18 protein-coding genes are annotated in these 23,290 nt (G+C 70.3%); 4 read left to right on the forward strand and 14 right to left on the reverse strand.

Annotated features, from left to right (window positions below):
• Window positions 1-879: 879 nt before the first annotated feature.
• Window positions 880-2,088 (forward strand): DUF2380 domain-containing protein, encoded by a 1,209-nt coding sequence (locus tag NR810_RS00305; protein ID WP_257445991.1) that lies wholly within the window; start codon window positions 880-882, stop codon window positions 2,086-2,088.
• Window positions 2,085-2,555, forward strand: a complete 471-nt coding sequence (locus tag NR810_RS00310) for an NUDIX hydrolase (RefSeq protein WP_257445993.1) — start codon at window positions 2,085-2,087, stop codon at window positions 2,553-2,555. Before NR810_RS00305 ends, NR810_RS00310 begins: the two co-directional genes overlap by 4 nt.
• Before the next feature lie 82 nt (window positions 2,556-2,637).
• Here NR810_RS00310 and NR810_RS00315 read toward each other — a convergent pair whose 3' ends face one another.
• The 7 genes from NR810_RS00315 to trpS form a co-directional block, all read right to left on the reverse strand.
• Entirely contained in the window at window positions 2,638-3,459 is an 822-nt protein-coding gene (locus tag NR810_RS00315; RefSeq protein ID WP_257445995.1) for a hypothetical protein, read from the reverse strand.
• Window positions 3,460-3,541: 82 nt separating this feature from the next.
• Window positions 3,542-5,281 (reverse strand): cyclic nucleotide-binding domain-containing protein, encoded by a 1,740-nt coding sequence (locus tag NR810_RS00320; protein WP_257445997.1) that lies wholly within the window; start codon window positions 5,279-5,281, stop codon window positions 3,542-3,544.
• Window position 5,282: 1 nt separating this feature from the next.
• Window positions 5,283-7,391 (reverse strand): HEAT repeat domain-containing protein, encoded by a 2,109-nt coding sequence (locus tag NR810_RS00325; RefSeq protein WP_257446006.1) that lies wholly within the window; start codon window positions 7,389-7,391, stop codon window positions 5,283-5,285.
• Between the two features lie 69 nt (window positions 7,392-7,460).
• On the reverse strand, window positions 7,461-9,479 hold the full coding sequence (locus NR810_RS00330) for a pseudouridine synthase (RefSeq protein ID WP_257446009.1): 2,019 nt from the start codon (window positions 9,477-9,479) through the stop codon (window positions 7,461-7,463).
• Window positions 9,480-9,510: 31 nt separating this feature from the next.
• On the reverse strand, window positions 9,511-10,491 hold the full coding sequence (gene scpB / locus NR810_RS00335; RefSeq protein WP_257446026.1) for an SMC-Scp complex subunit ScpB: 981 nt from the start codon (window positions 10,489-10,491) through the stop codon (window positions 9,511-9,513).
• On the reverse strand, window positions 10,478-11,347 hold the full coding sequence (locus NR810_RS00340) for a segregation and condensation protein A (protein WP_257446044.1): 870 nt from the start codon (window positions 11,345-11,347) through the stop codon (window positions 10,478-10,480). Before NR810_RS00340 ends, scpB begins: the two co-directional genes overlap by 14 nt.
• A gap of 18 nt (window positions 11,348-11,365) precedes the next feature.
• Complete coding sequence (trpS, locus tag NR810_RS00345) at window positions 11,366-12,379, reverse strand: tryptophan--tRNA ligase (RefSeq protein ID WP_257446047.1); 1,014 nt, start codon at window positions 12,377-12,379, stop codon at window positions 11,366-11,368.
• Window positions 12,380-12,613: 234 nt separating this feature from the next.
• Here trpS and NR810_RS00350 point away from each other — a divergent pair, with 234 nt between their 5' ends.
• A complete protein-coding gene (locus NR810_RS00350; RefSeq protein WP_257446050.1) occupies window positions 12,614-13,807 on the forward strand; it encodes a DUF4388 domain-containing protein in 1,194 nt (397 codons plus the stop codon).
• Here the strand turns inward: NR810_RS00350 and NR810_RS00355 are convergent.
• The gene (locus NR810_RS00355; protein WP_257446053.1) at window positions 13,799-14,401 is read right to left on the reverse strand and encodes a Uma2 family endonuclease; all 603 of its coding nucleotides are present in this window, start codon (window positions 14,399-14,401) and stop codon (window positions 13,799-13,801) included. The genes NR810_RS00350 and NR810_RS00355 overlap by 9 nt on opposite strands.
• Before the next feature lie 302 nt (window positions 14,402-14,703).
• Here NR810_RS00355 and NR810_RS00360 point away from each other — a divergent pair, with 302 nt between their 5' ends.
• A complete protein-coding gene (locus NR810_RS00360) occupies window positions 14,704-17,115 on the forward strand; it encodes an efflux RND transporter permease subunit (protein WP_257446056.1) in 2,412 nt (803 codons plus the stop codon).
• A gap of 26 nt (window positions 17,116-17,141) precedes the next feature.
• Here NR810_RS00360 and NR810_RS00365 read toward each other — a convergent pair whose 3' ends face one another.
• The 6 genes from NR810_RS00365 to NR810_RS00390 form a co-directional block, all read right to left on the reverse strand.
• Window positions 17,142-18,587, reverse strand: a complete 1,446-nt coding sequence (locus NR810_RS00365; protein ID WP_257446059.1) for a DUF3943 domain-containing protein — start codon at window positions 18,585-18,587, stop codon at window positions 17,142-17,144.
• On the reverse strand, window positions 18,584-19,009 hold the full coding sequence (locus NR810_RS00370; protein WP_257446062.1) for a hypothetical protein: 426 nt from the start codon (window positions 19,007-19,009) through the stop codon (window positions 18,584-18,586). The genes NR810_RS00365 and NR810_RS00370 overlap by 4 nt, the downstream gene beginning before the upstream one ends.
• A gap of 98 nt (window positions 19,010-19,107) precedes the next feature.
• Window positions 19,108-20,061: a site-specific tyrosine recombinase XerD gene (gene xerD / locus NR810_RS00375; protein ID WP_257446065.1), complete on the reverse strand. Its 954-nt coding sequence runs from the start codon at window positions 20,059-20,061 to the stop codon at window positions 19,108-19,110.
• A gap of 96 nt (window positions 20,062-20,157) precedes the next feature.
• A complete protein-coding gene (locus tag NR810_RS00380) occupies window positions 20,158-20,769 on the reverse strand; it encodes an L-threonylcarbamoyladenylate synthase (RefSeq protein ID WP_257446068.1) in 612 nt (203 codons plus the stop codon).
• Window positions 20,770-20,781: 12 nt separating this feature from the next.
• Window positions 20,782-22,080, reverse strand: coding sequence for a cation:proton antiporter (locus NR810_RS00385; protein ID WP_257446071.1), 1,299 nt, complete (start codon window positions 22,078-22,080; stop codon window positions 20,782-20,784).
• Window positions 22,077-23,282, reverse strand: a complete 1,206-nt coding sequence (locus tag NR810_RS00390) for a cation:proton antiporter (RefSeq protein WP_257446074.1) — start codon at window positions 23,280-23,282, stop codon at window positions 22,077-22,079. The genes NR810_RS00385 and NR810_RS00390 overlap by 4 nt, the downstream gene beginning before the upstream one ends.
• Between the last annotated feature and the right edge of the window lie 8 nt (window positions 23,283-23,290).

A 23,290-nucleotide genomic window follows, 5' to 3' on the forward strand; every position in this document is an offset into this window, starting at 1 on the left:
GATGCTCCGCCCTGTTCCTCCACATGTGCCGCCATCCGCAGTGCTCGCTACACTGCTCCGCCCCATCCACCACATCACGGGTCGAACTTCCGCTGCTGTAGGTCCCGTGCGCGCAACTGAAGGACCATGCGCTGCGCCCTTCGAAGCTCCACCCCTATCTGGAGTCCAGGCTGGCGGAGGGCAACTTCGATGCGCCGCCGGTTCCGCCCGCTCCACCGCAGATGCTGGAGTCGTTCACTTCAGCGGGTGACAGGCCGAGGCGTCGTTTCCGCAACGCGCGCGGGCAGACGAACGACCGGCAGCTCGTGGACGTTGGAGATTGCTGGGATGGACTCCACGGTCTTCGGTTTCATCCCAGAAATTTAGGACAAATTGCGTGGAAGCCATGCGCGGTGCTCATCCCTTCGGAAACTGCCACCCCGCCGCCCGCTCAAGCCGGAAGGGCCCACGCGCGCACGAGAGGGGATGACGTGTCACGCGGGGAAGACGCGTGCCCGCCAGAGGTAACCCAGCTATTTCCTACGAATGCTGGGGACCCGTAGGAATGCCTCGCGCGGCTCGCCGTAACGGGCTGCCCCCTACTCCTCCCCAAAGTCCTCAAGCGTGATGATGCCCCTCTGGAGCCCGTCAAGCACGACCTCGAGTTCGGATTGAAGGCGGTCGAGCTTGGCGTGGAGGTGGACGAACAATGAGCCTGCCCCGAAATGGAGTGCCGATGGCCGGACTGACCCCAGGATGATGGAGGGGGCTGACAGGCACTTACGGATCCGGATCCGGCAGCTCGCCGGGCGCCAGCTCGGGCTCGGGGGCTTCACGGGAGGCGGCGGCTCACGGACAGTCGTGTGCACGCGGGGCGCCCTCTAGAATGGGGTCACCCATATGCGCGCTGACTCGCCCCGGCCCCGGCAGGTGAACCTGCTGCTCGCTCTGGCCCTGCTGTCCACTGGATGTGTGTCGCTGACGCCACCACCCGGCCAGGGAGCGAACCTGCGTTACACGCCACGCGAGCCTGTCCCGACCGTGTCGGCGACGGGGCCCGGCTTCGAGGCTCCGGACGCCCTCCCCTCTCCGCCTGATCCCGAGGCACCGCAGCGGCTGAACCGGCGCCGGACCCTCCTTGAAAGGGTAACGGCGGCGGGCCCTGACAGCGCGGAGAGAGATGCGCGGCAGAGCGCCCTCGCAGCCCAACTGGCGCTCCGCGGTGCTCTCGGAGACGTGTCCGGTTCCACCCACCGCATCTCCGGCGAGCTCTCCAGACTCAAGGCCAGTGGGCGGGGGATCGCCAGCGGATCGGGTGTCTTCGTCCGCTTTGTCGATTATGGCGAAGGTCAACTGCGGTGGATTGACGCCCAGCTCGCCGCCGCCACCCGGCTGGCCAACACTGCCTCGAAGGTGGAGGACCCGAACATGCAGCACGCCCTGCTGCGCCTCGCCGGCCCACGGCTCGAGGCAGCCATGATGGGCTCGCTCCTGCTCGCCGTCTGGTTCGACTTCATCCACCTCACCGACGTCATGCTCAAACAGGCCCTCCACAGCGTGGAGAAGGTGTTCGTGGACATGGACCGCTGGCAGGGGATGATCGAGCCCTCCATGACGGCGCTCTCCTCGCTGGAACCCGGGCAGGTGGAGGCCACGGCGCAAGACGTTCCCGCGCTCGTAGGCCACCTCACGGGCGAGCTCGCCGCGACCCTCGGGACCGTGCGCAAAGGGGCGAAGAACGTCGAGAAGGTGCTGGTGCTCAAGGAGGCCCTCGAGGCGCTCACCCTGCTCTCGGCGTTGAAGTTCTCGCTGCCCCCGGTGTCTCCGTCCGCTCCCGCCCTGCTCGGCATTGGACTCTCAGTGGGAGGCGACGGCGTGATGATGGGCACGCGGATTGTCGTGTCCGCCGAGTGGGTGGAGATGATGCGCCAACTGGTGCTGGGCCGCACATGGCCCGGCGAATGGAACCGGATGATCATGGAGGTGTTGCAAAAAGCCGAGACCAGGGCCGGCCGGATGTTGACGCGCAACGAAGCCCTGGACATCGTCGCAAGGTACATGAAGGAGTACAAAATCCCGATGAACTTCACCCCCTGGAGAGGAAGATGAGCGGGGACCGTTCCTGGGAGGGCAACTGGAAGGTGCGCCTGTACGATCGGGTCCGCGAGCGTGGCTATGATTCACTGACCGCCTTCGCAGAAGCGCGCCCCACCGCCTCGCTGCTGGCACTGGCCGAAGAGCTTGGCAAGGATGACCTCGCTGCGGTCCAGGTGTTCAGCGGGTTGGTTGCCGAGGCGGAGCGGGGGCGTCGGGTCACACGTTTGGTGCGTGGCCAGCTCGTACGCGAGTTGGCCGAGGCACTTCCAGACGGCTGGCCAGCCATGCTGGACGATGCAAACCGCTTCAAGGTTGCCGTGGCGCTCGCGCGTTGGGGTACCTACACCCCAGAAACCCATAAGGAGCGCGTCGACCGGGCCAGTGATGTGCTCCTCGCCACGCCCCCTCCCCCCGGCTGGTGCCCGCTCGGCCCCGATGACGAAGTACTGCGCTCGCTCCTGCCCGACGAGGAAGTCTGACCCCAACAAGCATGGGTCGAGCCGAGCCACTGCACTGGCAGCGGGGACTGGCCCCAGGATGACGGAGGGGGCTGACAGGCACTTACGGATCCGGCAGCTCGCCGGGCGCCAGCTCGGGCTCGGGGGGCTTCGCGGGTGGCGGCGGCTCACGGCCCGTCGTGTGCGTGCTGTCCGGACCTTCGCCCTCGACCAGCGGTGCGCTTCCCTTGCGATCCTTCGGGCTCAGATCCTGGGCGAACTGCCCCGCGAGCACGTCCAGCATCTCCGTGATCTGCTGCCGGAACAGCGTGGGCTCCTTGCCCACCTTGAAGGGATCCAGCGGCTCCGCTCCCTCCGCCACCCGGTCCACCCGGAACGGACGGCGCCAGAACTCCGCTCTCCCCTCGAGCTTGAACATCCGCGCATAGCCCTGGATGTACGGGCCCGCCCGCCCCTTCTCGCTCCGCATCCCGTAGTCCTGGATGACGAACTCCACCACCGTGTCCACGCCCAGCCGTGACAGCAAGTCGTAGTCCGGGGCGTTCGCCGGCACCTCCTCCACCAGGAAGCTCTCCAGCACCGTCGCCACCCGCGCCGGATCCACCGTGTTCATCCACGGCCTCTCCTCCAGCGGCAGCTGCCGGAACGTGTTCACCCGCAGCCGCTCGGAGACCTCGAAGCGTGTCACCGCCGCGGCCAGCTTCGCCTGCAGCCGGCGATCCGCCTCCTTCGGCTCCAGCTTCTTCAGCTTCTGCTTGTACGCGTCGTCCTCCTGGAACACGAGGCTCCGCGGGCCGGCCTCGATCTCGATGCGTGAGATGAAGGCGGGCCTCCTCACCTGATCCAGGTCCGCGCCGGCCAGACGCTGCGAGGCGCAACCCGCCGTCAACAGCGCCAGGAATACGAGGAATGAGTTTCGCGCCATTCCCCACACATACAGCAGTTTTCCGCTTCCACCCAACGGATGGAGTCTCCTGGAGCACACTCTCTTCCTGGGGGAGCAGGCTTCAGAACAGCACGAGCTCCTCGTGCGGCTCCACCGTCTCCCCGGCGACTTTCCGCGCCCCTCCACCCAACAGCGCCTCCGTGCTGCGTTGCCGCGCATCCGACAGATCCGACACCAGGGCGAGGATCTGCGGATGGGTGAGGATGAGCGTGTCGAAGTCCTCGCGAGGCAGCCGCAGCAGCGACGTGTTCCGCGCCGCCGTCACGGTGGCGGTGGCGGGCGTCTTCTGCAGCAGGGACATCTCGCCGAACAGCTCGCCCTCGCGCAGCTGCGCCAGGGGCTTGCCGCCCTTGCTCACGCCCACCTCCCCCGAGAGCACCACGTACAGGCCGTCCACCTGGTGGCCCTCGTGGATGATGACGTCGCCCCGGCGCACCTCGCGGGCCCGGAAGCGCTCCACCAGCTCGCGCCGATCCTTCCGGCCGAAGGGCTGGAAGAGCGCCGAGGTGTTCACCACGTCCGACAGCAGCCGCTGCCGGCAGAACCGCCTCAGCGCCTTCGCCACCGGCGGGAAGCGGCGGGCCAGGTCCGCGAGCACTGGCGCCGACAGCTCCAGCACCTGCGTCTCCTCCGACGCGCTCACCACCGAGGCCGAGCGGGGCGAGCCGGACAGCAGCGCCATCTCGCCGAAGAAGGCCCCCTCGCCCAGCGTGGCCAGCTCCCGCTGCTCCGCGCCGATCCGGCGCAGGACGCGCACCCGGCCCGCGCAGAGGACGTAGAAGGCATCGCCCCGGGTGCCCTGCTCGATGATCGTCGCGCCCTCGGGGACGCGGCGCAGCGGGCAGCGCTCGAACAGCGCGATGAAGGCGTCCCTCGGCAGGTCCGAGAAGAGCGGGATTTGCGGCAGTGTCCCCTCGGTCGCGGGCGGCTCGGTGACGTGCTCCTCGGCCGAGGCCGGCTCCGCGTGCTGCTCGGCTCCCGCGAGCGCCGCCAGCTCCACGGCGTGCAGGAGTGAATGGGCCTCGATCGTGAGCTCCGTGAAGGGCGTGCTGCCCGGCACGGGAGGCTGGAAGTCCACCCCCTCCCGGGGCGTGAAACGCTCGACGCGCGGGGGGCCGGCGGGTCTCACCGGGGCGGGTTGGGGCTTGGGCTCAGGCGCGGAGGGCGTGGGCTCCGCCGGTGTCGCGGGCTGGACCGCCCGGAATTCGCCCGTACGGCGGGGGCGCAGGCCCGGAGGAGCGGCTTGCGCCACCGTGGGCGGTGGGGACGGCGCTGTCGCCTCGGCGCCCTTCTCCGCGTCGCTGAGATCCAGCTCCACCTCGATGGAGGCGTCGGAGGCCTCCTCCCGAGCCAGCGTCTCGTCAATCTCCGGAGGCAGCTCGATGTGCAGCGCGGCCCGGGGAGCCGGCGCCTCGGCGGCCACGGCCTGCTTCACGGGCACGGGGGCCGGTTTCGGCGTCAGCGCGCGAGACGCTCCTCCTGGCCCACTCCGGCGGGCGTAGAGGTTGGCCAGCATCTGCTGGACGCCCTGGTGCGACGGGTCCAGCTCCAGGACCAGCTTGCTAGCGGCGATGGCGCGCGGAAGGAACCCCTCGCGCGCGAAGCCCTCGGCGGCGGCCTGGTAGGCGACGACGGCCCGGGCGCCGTTGCCCGCCTTCGCCCACGCATCCCCCAGCCGCAGCCGCGACTGGAAGTCCTTCGGGTCCAGCTGACAGTACTCCTCGAAGAGTTCGGCGGCTCGGGAGAAGCGGCCCTTGAGGAGGGCTTCGTTGGCTTTGTCCCTGAGCTGCCGTGGCTCCATGTCAGCGTGCCCCCTCCGCTGCTGTCGTCGTCTTCGCCAACGCCGACACGGCGGCTTCCCGGACACGACGGTAATAGTCACTCTTGAGCGCGTCCAGTGCGTCGGCCTGGGAACCCGCGCCGATCCTCGCCAGCGCCCCCGCCGCCGCCGCCCGGATCTCCGGGAGATCATGGTACAGGTCGCGCGCCACCACCTCCGCCGCCGAGCTGTCGCCAATCTCCGCCAGGGCGTTGAGCAGCTCGCGCCGGCCCAGGCTCGAGGAGTCCTCCAGCGCCTTCACCAGCGTGGGCACCGCCTCCTTCGCCTTCATCCGGCCCAGCAGGGAAATGGCCAGTACCGACTCGGGGCCGCCCTCGGACACCACCTTGCGCAGCGGCTCCACCGCGGAGGCCGGCGCGCCCGTCCGGCTCAGCGCATCCAGCAGCACCAGCTTCTCGCTGCTGATCTGTGGCAGCACCTCCATCAACGCGGACTGTCCGGCCTCGCCCTGCTCGGCGAGCGCCTGCGCCAGGGCCTTGACCAGATCCCTCTCGGCCTCGAACAGGCCCGCCTTGGCGATGGCCACTCCCTCGGGCCCCAGCCGCGTCAGGCCCACCAGGGCGGCCGTGCGCAGCGTCACGCTGGAGTCCCCGGCGAACCCCTTGAGCAACTCCAGCGCTCCGGGCGCCTTCACCGCCGCGAGCGCGCGCAGCAGCCCGGCCAGCGGCTCGAACTGGGCGGAGTCCACGTCGTCGAAGAGCTCGGTGGGCACGCGCTGCTGCACCACGGGCCGGCCCAGGCCGCGCGCCTTGGCCGCGTTGAGCGCCTTCACGCGCGCCAGGAGGCTGGTGTGCTTCTCGCCCTTCTGCCGCTCCTTCTCCACGTCCGGCTTGGAGGGATCGAACCCCGGCCCGTAGCGCTCGGGCAGCGCCTGGGCGACCCAGTCCTGGCGGAGCGACTTCACGGTGGCCAGCTCCTGCTCGAAGGCCTTCTGCAGCACCGGGGCCGCGGAGACATCCCCGATGGCCGCCGCCGCGTCCACCGCGAGCGCGCGCAGCGTGGCGTCGCCCTGGGTGATGTAGGGCAGCACCTTGGGCAGTGTATCCTTGGCCGCCGGGCCGAGGCCGATCACCGCCTGCAGCCCACCCGCGGCGGTGGCGGGCCGCGACAGACGATCGACGATGGGCTCGAGCGGGCAGCCGCCGCGCTCGCGCATCGCCCGGGCCACGGGGATGGCCTCAGAGCTCACGGCATCGAGCACGATGGCGCACAGCACGGCATCCGTCTGCGGCTGGCGCGGCATGTCGAGGAGGGCGTCGATGGCCAGGGGGCTCACGGAGCTCTTCTCCACGGCCACGGCCTGCAGCCGGGGAATGGCCTGCGGCTCCTGCAGCCGGACGAGCGCGGTGATGGCGGACTCGCGCAGCTCGGGGAAGCTCTCGTCCAGCAGCGGGAGGATGGCGGGCACGGCGCGCTTGTCGCCCAGGTCTCCCAGACCCCGCACCGCCGCGGCGGCGAGGATGACCTGGCTGTCACGCACCAGCGGCAGCAGCCGGTTGAAGGCCTCGGGCCGGCCGCTCTTGCCCAGCTCCTCGGCGGCGCCCACGCGCTCGGGCAGCGCGCCCTCGGTGAGCGCCAGCAGGTTGCGATCCCAGATGCCCTTGGACTCGGCGGCGACGACCTCGGCCATGGCGCCCGGCACGTTGGCCTGCTTGAGCGCCTGGACGATGACCTGCCGCGTCTGGCGGCCCCTCCGGCCGTACTGGAGGGTCAGGTAGGCCTTGGCCTTGTCGTTCTTCACCTGCGACAGGGCCATGGCGGCCTTGCCCTGGACGTCCACGTCGGAGTCCTCGAGCAGCTCGCCGAGCAGGTCCACGATACGGGCATCCTGACTCTTGCCGAGCGCCACGGCGGCCTCGCCGCGGACGATGGCGGCCATGTCCTTGGCCGCGCGGGTGAAGAGGGCGAGATCGTCGGGGCGGGCCTCTTCGGCCAGCTTCTTCACGGCGAGAGCCCTCACCTCCGGGCGAGGGCTCTGCAGATCCGCGAGGAGCTGATCCCGACTGCCACTGCACCCGGCATTGACGAGGAGGGCCAGGACGACGAGGAATTTACGCGCGCCGGTTCGCATCGTTCTCCGGGGAAGAGAAAGCGTGAGACGCGGGCGGTTATATCAGCGGCGCGCGTGACCGCCCACGACTCAGCGGCCCTTACGGGGCCCTCGTCCCCTCGGCGGCCCACCAGCGCCCCGAGGACCACCCGCACCGCGAGGCCCACCCGCGCCACGGGGTCCACCGGCGCCACGAGGCCCACCCGCCCCACGAGGAGGACGCGCGGTCCACTCGGGCTTGGGCTCCTGGCGCTTCCTGGAGCGCCAGTCCACGAAGGAGCCGGACTCCTTGCCCGCCTCCTCGCCCGCCGGCCGTGCCGCGCCGCGGCGTGCCGGGCGTCCCTCGTCTCCGCCCCACGTCTTGCGCGCCGGACGGCCCTCGGCACCACCGGCCGCGCCCCACGTCTTGCGCGCCGGACGAGCACCCGCCTCGCCCCGAGGCCCGGGACGAGCACCGCGCTCGCCGCGCTCCTCACCGCGCGGAGCCCACTCGCGACGCTCCGGACGAGGACTCCTCGCGGGAACACGACGCTCGGCGCTCCCGCCCGCGAACGGCGTGCGCTCGGCACGGTCACCGCCACGCGCCTCACCGCGCGGGGCCCACTCGCGACGCTCCGGGCGAGCACCGCGCTCGCCGCGCTCCTCACCCCGAGGCTTCCACTCGCGACGCTCAGGACCCGCACCACGCGCGGGACCACGACGCTCGGGACGCGCACCAGCGCCGAACGGCTTGCGCTCGGGACGCGCACCAGCGCCGAACGGCTTGCGCTCGGGACGGTCACCGCCACGCGCCTCACCGCGCGGGGCCCACTCGCGACGCTCCGGGCGAGCACCGCGCTCGCCGCGCTCCTCACCCCGAGGCTTCCACTCGCGACGCTCGGGACCCGCACCACGCGCCGGTGCACGACGCTCGGCACCCGCGCCAGCGCCAAACGGCTTGCGCTCGGGACGACCACCGCGCGCCGGCGCACGACGCTCGGCGCTCGCGCCGAAGGGCTTGCGCTCGGGACGGCTGCTCCGCTCCTCACGCTCCTCACCGCCGGACAGGCTCTCCTCCTGCTCGTCCTCGCGAGGCGTCCACGTGCGGCGCTCGGCACGGCCACCCGCGGCCCCACGGAACGCGGGCCTCGAGCCACCCTCCCCGCGCGGCGCCGACTCCCTGCGCTCGGGCCGGGCAGCGGCGCGTGCCGGACGCTCCGCCTTCGCGCCCTTGCGCTCGGGACGCTCCGTCCGGGCGGCCCGCTCGGGCTTCGCCGCCGCACGCGACTTCACGGGCTCGGGAGCCTCCTCGCCGAAATCCTCGTCGTCCATGTCCGACTCGAAGCCCGGTGCCGCGCGCCCATGGCGCCGAGGCGGCAGCTTCAGCTCGCGCTCCGGCGGCGTGGCCTTCCCGTCGGCCACTTCCTGCAGCATGCGCACCTGGTTCTCGCTGAGCGGCCGCAGTTCACCCGGGCGCAGGCCCTCGACGGTGATTCCCGCGTAGGACGGCCGGTACAGACGCACCACCGGGTAGCCCACCGCGGCGCACAGCCGCTTGATGAGGTGCGGGCGGCCCTCGGCCACCACCAGCTTCAGCCAGGTGTTGCGCTCGGCCTGCTCGAAGACGTCCACGGACAGCGGCGTGGCCATGCCGTCCTCCAGCCGCACGCCGCCGCGCAGCTTCTCCAGCGAGGCCGCGTCCGGGGTGCCCTTCACCTTCGCCAGGTACGTGCGCGGCACCTGGAAGCTGGGGTGCGTCAGCTTGTGCGCCAGCGCCCCGTCGTCCGTGACGAGCAGCGCCCCTTCCGCGTCGTAGTCCAGCCGGCCCACCGGGAAGAGCCGCTTGCCGGTCTCCTCGAGGTAGTTGGCCACCGTGGGGCGGCCCTGCGGATCCGACAGCGTCGTCACCACGCCCACCGGCTTGTAGAGGAGGTAGTAGGAGGACTCCTCCGGGGGCGAGACCAGCTCGCCGTCCACCGTCACGAGGTCCCCCGGCTCCACCTTGCTGCCGAGCTCCGTGACCTTCTGGTTGTTCACCGTCACGCGGCCCCCGGTGATGAGGTCCTCCGCGTGCCTGCGCGAGGCCACGCCTGCGCGGGCCAGGTACTTCTGTAAACGTTCAGCCGCCATTTCCGCCACCTTCCACTTCTTCGCCCACCCGTCAAGCAGGCTCTGGTCCCTTTTCGCCCTCTTCGGAGGGCGGCGGGGTCGGGTTCAGGACACTGGAAGCGGCCTTCTGGGTCTTGTCCGCCTCGGACATGGCCGCCTCCAGCTCCTCGAGCGCGGCCTCGGACGCCGCCACGCTCTTCTCCATGCGTTTCTGGAATTCCGGATCCGCCAGCGTCTCCACGGTGCCACTGGCACCCGGCGCCGACGGCCGTTCCTTCTCGACGATCTCCTGGTGCTCCTGTGTCAGCTCGTGGAACTCCCGCAGCGTGGGCAGGGCGGAGAGATCCTTCAGGGCGAAGAACTCGAGGAACTCGCGGGTCGTCCCGTACAGCATGGGCCGGCCCACCTCCTCCTTCTTGCCGAGGATCTTGATGAGCTTGCGATCCAACAAGGCCTTGATGACGGCACCGCAGTCCACGCCGCGGATGTCCTCGACCTCCGGGCGGGTGACGGGCTGCCGGTAGGCGATGATGGCCAGCGTCTCCACGGCGGCGCGGGTGAGGCGCTGGGGCTTCACGCGCAGGTAGCGCCGCACGTACTCGCCCGAGTGCGGATCCGTGCGGAACTGCCAGCCGCCGGCCACCTCGTACAGGACGATGCCGCTGATGCCGTCGCGGTGGAGGCCGGAGATCTGGTTGAGCGCCTCCTGGATCTTCTCGCGATCGATGCCCGTGGCCTCGAAGAGCTGATCCAGATCCAACGGCTTCTCCGCCACGAAGAGCACGCTCTCCACCACGGTGCGGACGCGCTCCGGGGAGAGGTTGCGGCTCTTCTGGACGAGCTTCTCGAAGGACGACTGGAGATCGGGGACCTCGTCGGACTCGATGGTGGCGACGTCCGAGTCCTCCAGCTCGTCCTCGTCACCGGGGCCGGTGACGGCGGCGATCTCCTCCTCGGTGAAGGGGCTGGGGCCGCCGGAGCCGCGCGGCGGCCTGCCGCCGGGGTTCTCGGGGCCTTCGTTACCGGTACTCACTCTCGTCCACCTCCGTGGGGACCAGCCGCTCCAGGGCATCCCCGTTGGGCGTGAGCAGGATGTCCGCCAGGGGGGCCTCCTGGCTGACCTTGATGAGCCGCCGCTTCACCATCTCCAGGATGGCCAGGAAGGTGATGACCACCTCCTGACGGGTACGTTGCTCATCGAAGAGGCTCTCGAACGTACACGGCGCCTGGGCGCGCAGGCGCTCGGCGATGCGCAGGATGGCCTCCGAGAGGCTCACCTTCTCGCGCACCACCTCGTGTTGCAGCTTGGGGGCCAGGCGCTCCAACACCCGATCGAGCGCCTCGATCAACTTGAGGACGGAGAACTCCTGCAGGCCCACCTCCTCCTCGGGGATGGGCACGGCCTCCACGGGCACCCGGCGCGGGAAGACGTCGCGGTCCAGGATGTCCTGCATGGCCAGCTGCTCGGCGGCGTCCTTGTACTTCTGGTACTCGAGCAGGCGGCGCACCAGCTCGGCGCGCGGGTCGCCCGCGTCCTCCTGCTGCAGCTCCGTCACCGCGTCCGTCGTGGCCTGCTCCGCGGTGTCCTGGCGCGGCAGCAACATGCGGCTCTTGAGGTGCGCCAGGGTGGCGGCCATCACCAGGAACTCGCCGGCGATGTCGAGGTTGATCTCCCGCATGCGCTCGAGGTGCTCGAGGTACTTCTCGGTGACGAGCGCGAGCGGGATGTCGAAGATGTCGAGCCGGTGCTCCTTGATGAGGTGGAGCAGCAGGTCGAGCGGGCCCTCGAAATTGGGCAAGGCGACCCTGAAGGCGTCGCCCGGACTCCGGGGGACGTCCGCCTCGAGGGTCTCCTCGGTGGGAGGGGCGCTGCGACGGCCTGCGCTCACCAGACGTCCTTCACGGGCTCAGGGAATGCCCACGGCGCGGCGCACCCGCTGCATGAGCCGGGACGCCTCGGCACGGGCCCGCTCGGCGCCATCCTGGAGGATGCGCTCGAGTTCGGCCGGGTCGCTCAACAGTTCCTGGCGGCGCTGGCGCGCTGGCCCGAACGTCTCGTGGAACGCCTCGAGGAGCTGCTTCTTGTAGTCGCCGTACCCCTTGCCACCCGCGCGCCAGGAGGCATCGACCTCCTTGAAGCGGGACTCGGGCAGCATGACCTTGAGCAGGTCGTACAGGGGGGCATTCTCGGTGGGCTTGGGCGCCTCGACGGGGGTGGAGTCCGTCTTGACGCTCATGATGCGCTTCTTGATCTCCTTCTCGTCGCCGAAGAGCTCGATGGTGTTGCCGTAGGACTTGGACATCTTCTGTCCGTCCACGCCGGGCACCACGGCGGTGCTCTCCTGGATGCGCGCGGCCGGCAGCTTGAGGATGCCGGGGGCGTGCCCCTTCTCCTTGCCCTCGGGATCCTGCGGATCGTACCCGGGCACGTAGGTGACGTTGAACTTCACCGCCCAGTCGCGGGCGAACTCGATGTGCTGGATCTGATCCTTGCCCACCGGCACGGCATCCGCGCTGTAGAGCAGGATGTCGGCGGCCATGAGCACCGGGTAGGCGAAGAGGCCGAAGTCGGGGCTGATGCCCTTGGCCACCTTGTCCTTGTAGCTGTGGGCGCGCTCCAGGTGGGCGTGGGGCACCACGGTGCCGAGGATCCAGTTGAGCTCGAGCACCTCCTTCACGTCGCTCTGCCGGAAGAGGACGGCCTTCTTGGGATCCAACCCGAGCGACAGGTAGGCGACGGCGGCCTCGCGCGTGAGCTCCTCGGCCTGCTTGGGATCGCGCACGGTGGTGAGCGCGTGCAGGTTGGCGATGAAGAAGTAGGCCTCGCCCTCATCCTGGAGCTGAACGAACTGACGCAGGGCACCGTAGTAGTTGCCGATGTGCAACCGGCCCGACGATTGAACTCCCGAGAGAATCCGCATGACTCCGACGCCTATACACGAAGGGGGTGACAGCCCTGGTTCGCACACCCAGCGCTGCCCTGCAACTTTCCTGCGACCCCACCCCACCTTTCGCAACCGCCCGCCTGCTCCCCGGTCAGCCTGATTACTGGGAAGTTCTCGCGACGCGAGACAAAGGTGTGTGAAATCAAAGGGTTGCGGTGCGATATGGGGTCCGGTACCGTGTGCTTCCCCCCGCGAGAAGGAAGTCGTCGAATGGAGCGCTTCAAGGGCAACCTGGCCACGTACCGGCTGCAGTTACTGATGCCCGCGTTCTTCGAGGCTCCAGCGCTGGACGGGATGCTGAAGGTGGAGCGGGCGGCGGTGCGCAGACACTTCTTCCTCCGGCACGGACGGCTGGTGGGAGAGAGCTCGAGCGAGCCGATGGAGCACCTGGGGCAGGTGCTGGTGCGGCTGGGCATCCTGGACGCGACGCGGGCGGCGGCGGCTTTCGGCGCGGCGGAGACGGCGGGCAAGCCCTTCGGCACCCTGCTGGTGGAGCGGGGATGGGTGTCGAAGGCGCGGCTGGTGGAGGCGCTGGAGCACAAGACGCGCGAGGCGCTCTTCGACTGCTACGGCTGGGAGTCGGGCGAAGTGGAGTTCCGCCCGGGGTTGCCGCCCCTGGGGCCCGCGGTGGAGCTGCAACTGGGCCTGAAGGAGCTGCACCGGGACGCGCTGGCGCGGCTGCGCGAGTGGAAGGTGTTCTGGGAGCTGTTTCCGGGGCCGGACACCACGTTCCAGGTGTACCGGGAGTTCGCGGTGGAGATGGTGTCGGCGGTGGAGGAGCACCTGCTGAACCTGGCGGCGAAGGGCGCGACGCTGAGCGAGCTGCTGGCGGCGGCGCCGGAAGGTCCGCTGCACGGGGCGCGGTGGGTGCTGCGCCTGTACCGGCGCGGGGCGCTGACGCCGCGGAGGCCCGAGGGGCCGAAGGTGGGCGAGGCGACGCGGCTGGCGGATCTGCTGGCGCTGGCGAGGGGGCTGGTGGAAGCGGGCCGGTACGAGGAGGCGGTGGGAGTCGCGGCGCAGGTGCTGGAGCGGGCGCCGGTGCCGGAGGCCCACGCGCTGTACCGGGAGGCGGAGGTACGGCTGACGGTGGCGCTGGCGGACGAAGTGCTGGAGCTGGACGGGCGGCTGTACTTCGAGCCGTTGCCGCGTCCCACGCCGGCGTCACTGACAGCGGACGATCTGTACCTGTACGCGAAGCTACGAGGCAGCCGGAGCGTGCGCGAGGTGCTGCACAACGCGGCGATGGGAGAGCTGGCGGCGTACCGGTCGCTGAGAAGACTGATGGACGCGGGGATCGCGCGGGTGTTGCCAGACAACAGCGGGACCCCCCGGAAGAGAACGAAAACAGACCCCTACGGCATCCCCGTGTACATCCCCTCTCCCTCTGGGAGAGGGCTAGGGTGAGGGTATAGGAGCCCGTGTGGCTCCAGCCCGTGGCAACCACAGCGAGCCCAGATTCAACGGAACCGCGTCGAACGGCTCCGCGCGTACCTCTCCATCGCCGCTATAGCAGTCAACGAGCAACCAATCCCGATCCCGTCGACGGCGGATCTCCAGGGTGCGAGTCAGCGGATCGATGAACCAGACATGGCCTACGCCCTCGCGGTGGTAGAGCGGTAGCTTGCGCTCCCTGTCGACGTGGACGGTGGAGGGCGAGAGGATCTCGCACACCCAATCCGGAGCCACCGTCGCGAAGGGCTCGTCCATGAAGGAGGGGTCAGGCATCCGCTCGCGGCGCCACCCCGCGAGGTCTGGCACCAGAACATTCCTCCCGAAATGCAGCTCGGGCTCATAGAGCAACCACCATCCCCTGCCCGGCTCTTGCTGACCCAGATCGAAGGTCGTGGCCAACAGAGCGCTGAGAGCCACTCCCACCCGCGCATGAGGCATGGCCGGTCGCGGCGAGGCCACCAGCTCATCGCCCAGGAGCTCCCCCACCCACCCGACCGGCAGTGCCTCGATGTCCTCGTAGGTCGCCGGCTTCTTCCCCTTCCCCATCTTGGCCTCCTGACTTCCGTGGTCAGAACCCGCGAAGCGGCCCTCCGCTTCCGCGTCCACTCCGATACTATACCGGATTCTGACTTCTCCGGTAGGATCGGCCCCTGGCTCCCATATCTTTCAAATTGTTTCAGGACCCTGTTGGTCCTTGGGGTTGGCATGGATTCGTGACACAGAAGGGCCCTTGGAGGCCGGGGAGAGCCGGACCCGGTGCGCTCCACCTGCGAGGGCCCGTGCGCGTTCATCTGGATCCCACTCGAGGAATCGAGCGTTTCGCATCGTTGTCGTACCGGCGACCTGGCGTGGTGCTCACGTGTGTACTGGCCGTGGCGCTCGTGGCGGGGCTGCTCGCCTCACGGCTCGTCTTTCACGGCTCGTTCGTGGAGTTGCTCCCGGCGCACACCCAGGAAGTGCGCGAGCTGGAGGCGGTGTCGCACAAGGCCGGAGGTGACGGCTACCTGGTCCTGCGGGCCCGGGGAGCGAGCCAGGAGACCCTGCGCCGCTTCGCCCACGTGCTGGCCCCCCGCCTGGAGGCGCTGGAGGAGGTCCGCTACGTCGAGTTCCGCTACGACACGCGCTTCTTCGAGGATCGCGCCCTGCTGCTCCTGTCCGCGCAGCAACTGCGGGCCCTGCGCGAGGATCTCGAGGCGGCGGTCCAGCAGCAGAAGCTCGCGGCCAACCCGCTCTTCGTACCGCTCGACGAGGAGCCCACCCCGCCGCTCTCGCTCGAGGAGATCGCCCGCCGCCATGCGCCTCGCGCGATGGTGCGCGAGTACCTGAGCCCGGAGGACGGCAGCGAGCTGTACCTGTTCGTGAAGCCCTCGGGGCTGGCGGGAGACCTCGTCTTTGCCCAGCGCCTGTTGACGCGGGTGCAGGCCACGAGCACCGAGGTGGCACGGGACTTCCCGGGCGTGGAGACGGACGCCACGGGCGCGCACGCGCTGCGGCTCGAGGAGGACCGGAGGATGAGAGCGGATCTCACGCGCTCCTCGGTGCTCTCCTGTGCCATCGCCGCGCTCATCGTCGTGCTGTCCTGCCGGCGCCCCACCGCGCTCCTCGTGGTGGGAGCCCCCGTGGGCGTGGGCCTGCTCGTCACCTTCGCGGTGGCACAGCAGACCATCGGCTACCTCAACATCATCACCGGCTTCCTCGTCGCCATCCTCATCGGACTGGGCATCGAGTACGGCCTGCACCTGGTGATGCGCTACGCCGAGGAGCGGCGCCAGCTGGCCGCCGGCGAGGCGCTGCGCGAGGCCGTGCTGGGCACCTGGAAGGGCGCGCTGACGTCCGCCTGCACCAACGCCGCGGCCTTCGCCACGCTCATGCTCGCCCAGTTCCAGGCCTTCGCCCAGTTCGGGTGGATCGCCGCCGCGGGCGTGCTGTTCACCGTGCTGGCCACGTACCTGATCGGCCCCGCGCTCATCGCCCTGACCGAGCGGCTCCGGCCGGCCCGCGCGGAGGCCCCGCTGCCGGCCCGGCCGCCCCGCGGCCCCAGGTGGTCCCTGCCCCGGGGCGCGCTGGTGGGCATCGTCGTGGGAGTCGGCGCGCTGGTCGCCTACTCCGCCACGGTGATGAACGCGGTCGGCTTCGAGCCCGACATGCGCAAGCTGCGCGGGGAGTTCGCCGCCACCCGGCTCGACGATCGCATCATCGCCCAGCTGGGCCGGCGCCACTCGCCCACCGTCTTCCTCACCCAGGACGCGTCACAGGCGGGCCAGCTCGCCGCCACGTTGCGTGAGCTCGAGGCCCGCCACGGTGAGAAGCGCGCCTTCGCGGAGGTGGTCTCCCTCAGCGACTTCCTGCCGCGCACCGGCGCCGACGTCGAGGCGGAGCGCGCCGCGTTGCGCGCGTTCGCCGAGCGCCTGCCCGAGAGCGTCCGGAGCTCGGAGCGCTCGGGCCCCGCGGTGCGCCGCCTGGAGGCCCTGCTGGATGCACGGCCCTTCGGCGTGGAGGAGCTGCCCGCCGAGGTGCGCCGCCGCTTCACCGCGCTGGATGGCGAGGGCAGCTTCGTGCTCGCCTTCAAGCGCGAGTCGCTCTCCGACACGGACGCGCTGCACCGCTTCGGCGAGCAGATGGGCGAGCTGCGGGTGGCTGCCGCGGCCCGGGGCCTCCAGTTCCAGGTGCTCGACTCCAACCTCATCGCCTACCGCATCTTCGATCTGGTGCGGCAGGATGGACCCTGGCTGCTGCTCGCCGCCGGGCTCGCGGTGTTCGCGATGATGGTGGTGAGCCTGCGCGGCATCCGCCGGGCGGCGCTGGTGACGGGTCCCCTCTACATCGGGCTCGCCTGCCTGCCGGCGGCGATGCACCTGTACGGCCTCAAGCTCAACTTCATCAACGCGGTGGTGCTGCCCAACCTGCTGGCGATCGCCGTGGACAACGCGGTGCACCTCTACCACCGCTACCGCGAGGAGGGGCCGGGCTCGCTCCCCCACGTGGTGCGCACCACGGGTGTCGCGGCGGTGGTGGCCACGCTGTCCAATGCCGCGGGCTACGGCGCGCTGCTCACGGCGCGCCACCCGGGGTTGCGCTCCATCGGGGAGCTCGCGCTGCTGGGGGTCCTCTGCGCGTTCCTCGGTACGACAGTGCTGTTCCCGGCCGTGCTCGCGCTGCTCGAGCGCCGCGATTCCCGCTTCCAGGAGCCGGACGGAGACGACCTCATGCCCCTGCCGGCCGAAGTGGAGACCGACGAGGAGATCCGTCCCTCCGTGTGACGGTGGCACCCCAGCCCCGAGGCGGCTCAGGGGCTCCCGGTGCCAAAGCCGTCGTCGGACATGTAGCTCAGGTTCAGGTGCAGGCCGCTTCCACCGATGGCATGGCGGCTGTCCGGGCCGAAGTCCGAGACCCGCAGGGCCATGGGCAGCTCGAGCCCCACCGCGAGCCGGGGCGCGACCCGGAGACGGCCCTCCCAGGTGATGTAGGTGATGGACTCGAAGCCCTGCCTGGGCTCCGTGTACGCACCGCTCACCCACCAGCTCCTGGCCTGGACCCGGAGCAGGCCCAGGCCCCGGCGCACGAGCTTCGCCTCCAGGAGGGACTGCACGCCCGGACCGATGTGGTAGTCACGGACGAGCTCCGACTGCGACTCCAGGTCGAGGCTTCCCGCCGCGGCGAAGCCCAGCCCCGCCAGGATGGCCGTCCCCTGCAGCGACGTGTTCTGGCCGAGGCGCGCCTGAAGGGTCGTCCCGAGCCCCACTCCCACGGACGACACCCGCATGATGTCGTTCGCTCCGAAGTCGTAGAGGCCGTACATACCCCAGAGCCCGCGCGCCGAGCTCGTCTCCCCCCCGTACTGGGAGCCCACCACCAGTCCCCGGATGTAGAGATTGCCCATCGAGACCCCGGGGAAGGTCACCCCCGCACGCGCCTCGAAGTAGGAGAAGGGATGGCGGTAACGCCATTGGGGATCACCCGGTGCGCCGTAGACGAGCTCCCCCGCCAGGGAGACCTGGGGCCCCTGGCTCAGCAGGAGCCGGGGTGTGTCTCCCGCCCTCTCCAGGAAACGGGTCCTCAGGCTCACGCCCGGGTTGAGCTCGGCGTACAGGGGCGGAGACCGATCGATGTCCCCCGGGGACATCTCGCCCCCGAAGATCCAGTCGTTCAAGGAGGACGCCGGGCTGACGAGCACTCCCGCGAGCCTCCGGGGGATACTCACCTGCCCTCCGGCATCATCCATCAGGAAGCGGTACGTCCGGTGGAGGACCTCGCCCAGGAAGACGCCGCCCAGGGTCGTGGTGATCTGATCGTTGATGGAGGGCGGCTCGTTCTCCGCGAAGTACTCCCACGAGAGACTGGCGAGGAAGGTGTAGAGGCTCGCCTGCCAGAAGGGCACTCCCGACGACCGCGCCCCGGCGAAGGTGAAGGAGCCATGGTACGGGTGCCCGAACTGGTTCGTGACGAAGTGATCGACATCGAAGGTCCAACCATCCGAGCCATTGAGATGGTTGCGCACCGAGTCCCAGGAGATGAGCGCGAACTGCTCACCCGAGATGAGGTTGTGGAAGGCGAAGATGCCGAGGTTCAACGCCGTCGCCTCGAGGGCCGGAACGACGTAGTTCCTGCGCACGGGCGCATCCGCGGGCAGCCCGGTCCTCGGTGATTCCGGCTCGGGGGCCGGAGGGGCGGCCTCGGCGTGCGCGAGCGTTCCACAGAGGCACAGCACCCCCAGCAGCCCGCCCCCTCTCACGGGAACGTCCCCGTCAGGGAGACTCCGCCGCCGTGCGGAGCGACCATGACGGACGCGGACACCGCGCCCGGACGCTCCGGAGTCCAGCTCCACATGACCGCCGCGACCCCCACGGCGCACGCCCCGACGAGCGTCAACGCCATCCCGCCCAACTGGTACTGCTGGGCAGCCCGCATCGACGGATGGATCTCGGCGGGGATCTGGCTGGTCGGGGCGGCGGTTCCCTGCTGAACGTTGCCGATGATCCAGAACACCGTGCCGGTCAGCGCCATGGAGGCGCCGATACCGGCCATGAGCGGGGCTCGGGCCCGCATGGGAGAGGCCGACGCAATCTGGACAGTGGGAGCGGACCCGGTCTCTTGCGAGGAAGTGGACACCGGGGCCGTGCCCAACAGGGTGGCGTACAGGAGGGTGGTGAGCATGTACTTCGATCCGAGGTGATGAAAACGCCACGGATGTATGTACCCTCGGGTGGCATTGCCACTGGATCGCCCACTCCAGGACCCTTTTTCGACAGTTCCTACTCGCCCCCTGCCCTCTTCCTGGCGGCGCGACCTCCCATGGGGCCGCCCCGGCCGCGGACGTCGTCTCCGCGCGGGTGGGCACTGTCGTACACGGCCCGCAGCCGCGCGCCGTTCACGTGCGTGTAGATCTGCGTGGTGGCCAGGTCCGCGTGGCCCAGCATGGCCTGCACCGCGCGCAGATCCGCCCCGCGCTCCACCAGGTGCGTGGCGAACGAGTGCCTCAGCTTGTGCGGCGACAGCGGCTTGCGGATGCCGGCCTTGAGCGCGTAGCGCTTGAGCAGCTTCCAGAAGCCCTGCCGCGTGAAGCCGTCCCCTCGCGGGGTGACGAAGAGCGCCTTCGACTCGCGCTCGCCCAGCAGCGCCTGCCGGGGGCCCTCCAGGTACGCTTGCACCTTCTCCGCCGCGATGCTGCCCACCGGGACGATGCGCTCCTTGGCGCCCTTCCCCTTCGCCACCAGGTAGCCCGCCCCCAGTTGGATGTCGTTGATGCCCAGGCCCACCAGCTCGCTCACGCGCAGGCCGGTGGCGTACAGCACCTCCAGCATGGCCTTGTCCCGGAGACCCACGGGCGTGCGCTCGTCCGGCGAGGCGAGCAGCTGCTCCACCTCCTCGAGCGTGAGGAAGACGGGCAGCTTGCGCGCCGAACGCGGCGTGTCGAGGTCCTCGGTGGGATCCTTCTCCACGTACTTCTCCGCCACGAGGAAGCGGTGGAAGCCGCGGATCGCCGCCAGGTGCCGCGCCTGGCTGCGCCGGGACAGCTTGCGCGAGTTCAGCGTCGTCAGGTGCCCGGAGATGTCATCCGGCTTGACGCGCGCCACGTCGGTGATGCCCTTGCGCTTCAGGTCCGCGAAGTACACCGACAGGTCCGCGGCGTAGGCGTCCACCGTCTTGCCGGACAGCCCGCGCTCGGCACGGATGAAGGCGATGAATGCGTCGAGGTAACCTTCCATCGTACGTGCAGGGTAGCCCAGAGACGGGATCCGGCAATCTTCCGGAAGACCCTCACCCCCCGCCCTCTCCCAGAGGGAGAGGGAGCATGCGAAACCTCAGTCCAGCTGGCCCTTGCCCTGCCGCAGCACCTCGATCTGATCGCCGATCAGCGACACCACCGTCGAGGGCTCCATCAGCCTCACCCCTCCATCCAGGATGAGATCCAACCCGTGCCCCAGGACGTCCTTGATGTCCCTGGCGTCGATGAGCGGCTCGCCCTCTTCGTTCGTGGCCGAGGTCGTCACGATGGGCCGCCCCAGGGCCGCCGCCAGCGCCCTCGCCAGCCCCGAGTCCGGCACGCGGATGCCCACCTGCTTCTGCTTCGACATCATCACCTCGGGCACCAGCCGCGTGGCCTCGAGCACGAACGTGAAGGCCCCAGGCGTCAGGCTCTTCATCGTCCGGTATGCGAAGTTGCTCACGTGCGCGTACTTCGCCACGTCCGACAGGTCCGGGCACAGGAAGGACAGCGGCTTCTTCCGGTCCCGCCCCTTGAGCTGGTACAGCCGCTCGACACCCTTCTTCGACCCCAGGTCGCACCCCAGGCCGTAGTAGGTGTCCGTCGGGTAGGCGATCACCCCTCCGCTGGAGAGCACCTCCACCGCGCGCTGCAGGTGCCTCGGCTGCGGGTGATCCGCGTTCACCTCGATGATGGGCGCTGCCGCCATGGTGTGACTCCGTCAGGCCGTTCCCTGCGCCTCATCGGAGTGTATCTCCCCACTCCGCTGGAGGGCACGCCGGGTGAGGACGGGGCCGATCAGCTCGTGGGCGGTGATCATCGCCACGATGAGCACCTCCACCTGCGGCCCGAAGTCCGGGAAGGTTCGAGAGATGAGCGCCGCCAGCCCGAAGGTGACGCCCGCCTGCGAGATGAGCCCCATCCACAGGTAGCGGCGCAAACGGGGATCCTCTGGAGGGGCGAAGCGCCGGCACGAGCCGTAGATGGCCAGCGCGCGCAGCGCCACCAGCAGCAGGGCCGCCGGCCCCACCGTCACGAGCGCGTCCAGCTTGAGCCCCGCCCCCGCCGCGGCGAAGAAGAGCGCGAAGACGGGCAGCCCCGCGCGCTGGATGGCGTGGTGGATGCGCTCGCCCTCGCGCTCGTCCAGGTTGGCGATCAGCGCCCCGGCCGCCAGCGACACCAGCAGCGGTGACAGGTGCAGGTGCGCGCCGGCCTCGGCCGACACGAAGCCCAGCGCCACCAGGAAGAGCGGCAGCTCGTGCTTCACCCGCCGCATGTACAGCAGCATCACCAGCGCCAGCACGCTCCCCACCAGCACCGAGCCGAACAGCTCCCACACCACCCCGCCCAGCAGCCCTCCCACGTCCAGCCCACCACCGAAGCTCGCCCGCGTGAAGCCCGCCGCCACGGCGAAGCCCACCATCACGAGCAGATCCCCGATGATGACCAGGGCCATGAGGAACTCGGTGAAGCTGCCGCGCGCGCTCGTCTCCTGCACGATGGCGATCGTCACCGTGGGCGAGAAGGACACCACCACCGTGGACACCAGCGCGCTGACCGCCAGGGCCTGTGACACCGTCATGGGCGTGAGGAAGGGCAGCAGCGGCTTGAGCGCGAAGAGCACCCCGAAGATGGCCAGGAAGGTCACCCCGCACACCGCGGTGCACAGGGCCGCCACCCGGGTCCCCACCCGGCGGATGAGCCCCAGTTGCAGCTCCGTGCCCGCCACCAGCGCGATGAGGCTCACCGCCAGCCCCTTCACCAGCTCCAACCCCTTCACGCCCGCGCCGGGGATGAAGCCCAACGCGTAGGGCCCCACCGCCACGCCCACCAGCAGGTACCCCGTGAGGCGGGGCAGCCCCAGCCCCTTGGCCACCTTCCCCGCGAACAGGCCGCACAACAGCAGTGCCCCCGCGGCGAGCGTCACCGACGTGCCCGTGTCCACGCGCCACGTCTGGGCCCGGCCGATGGCCGCCAGCACCACCACCAGCAGCAACAGCCGCAGGAGCGCGCCCTTCATGGCCCGCCTCCCCGCGTCGACACTGCCGCTGGCTCCAGCACGTAGCGGAACGCACGGCTGCCGAGCAGCTCGTTGAAGACGGCCCCCGCCACCACCACGTCGAAGACGCGCTGGGACAGCGGTCCAGGCACCAGCGACAGGTACTCCACCACCAGGCACAGCGCGAGCCCTCCCTGGGCGATGAGGGCGTAGCCGAGCCGCGGCGGCAGCGCCAGCGTGCCCCCGGCGATGCGCTGCGCGAACGAACCGCCCAGCACCTTGCCCAGGAAGCGCAGGCCCAGGAAGCCCGGCAACAGCGCCCAGGCCATCATGTCGCGCGCCTGGACGTGGGCCCCCACCAGGAAGACCAGGAGCAGGTACGACGGACGCTCGAAGCGGCCCAGCACGCGCGCCGCCCGCTCCACGGACCGGCCGCCCACCAGCGCCAGCGTCGCCCCGCAGGCCACGCCCGCCAGCAGCGCCGACACGCGCAGGTACGCCGCCGCCCCGGACACCAGCGCCACCCCGCCCAGCAGCACCGCCATCAGCTCGCCCTGGTCGTTCAGCCCGTGCATGAGGAAGGACAACAGGCCCCCACACGCCATGCCCAGCAGCAGCGCGAGCGCCACCAGGCCCAACCCCTCCAGCGGGTGGGCCGCCGCGCCGAAGACGAGCGCCAGCGCGAGCACCCCCAGGCCCACCACGTCATCCAGCATGGTGAGCAGCGCCACGGACAGCCCTCGCCGCCGCTCCATGCGTCCGCTGCGGTAGCCCAGCACCGCGAAGTGGCCCGAGGACAGGCTCGCCGCCGCTCCCAACAGCGCCGCCGCCCCCACCGCCGCCTCGGGGGCCAGGTTCATGGTGAAGAGCAGCGGACCCGCCAGGGGCAGCGCCACCCACAGGAAGGCCGTCCCGGCGTGGGCCAGTGCCGCCGCGTACACCTCCCGGGGCAGCAGCCGCAGCAGCCGGGGCTCCAGGTTGAGCCCGATGATGACGCCCGCCACGCCGACCCCCAGGGCGAGCACCGGCCGCAAGGCCGTCAGGTCGCCCGAGGACAGCACGCCCAGCGAGCCAGGCCCCAACACCGCGCCACAGGCGAGGAAGAGCAAGCCGCTGGCGGCCAGCTGGGCGAAGGCCGGAAAACGGCCCGGATCCAGCACCGTCCGGCTCGAGGCCAGCAGCGAGAGCGCCGCGATGGAGAGAAAGACGAACAGCGCCTGCACGGATACGG

The sequence above is a fragment of the Archangium lipolyticum genome, assembly GCF_024623785.1.
Classification (GTDB): domain Bacteria; phylum Myxococcota; class Myxococcia; order Myxococcales; family Myxococcaceae; genus Archangium; species Archangium lipolyticum.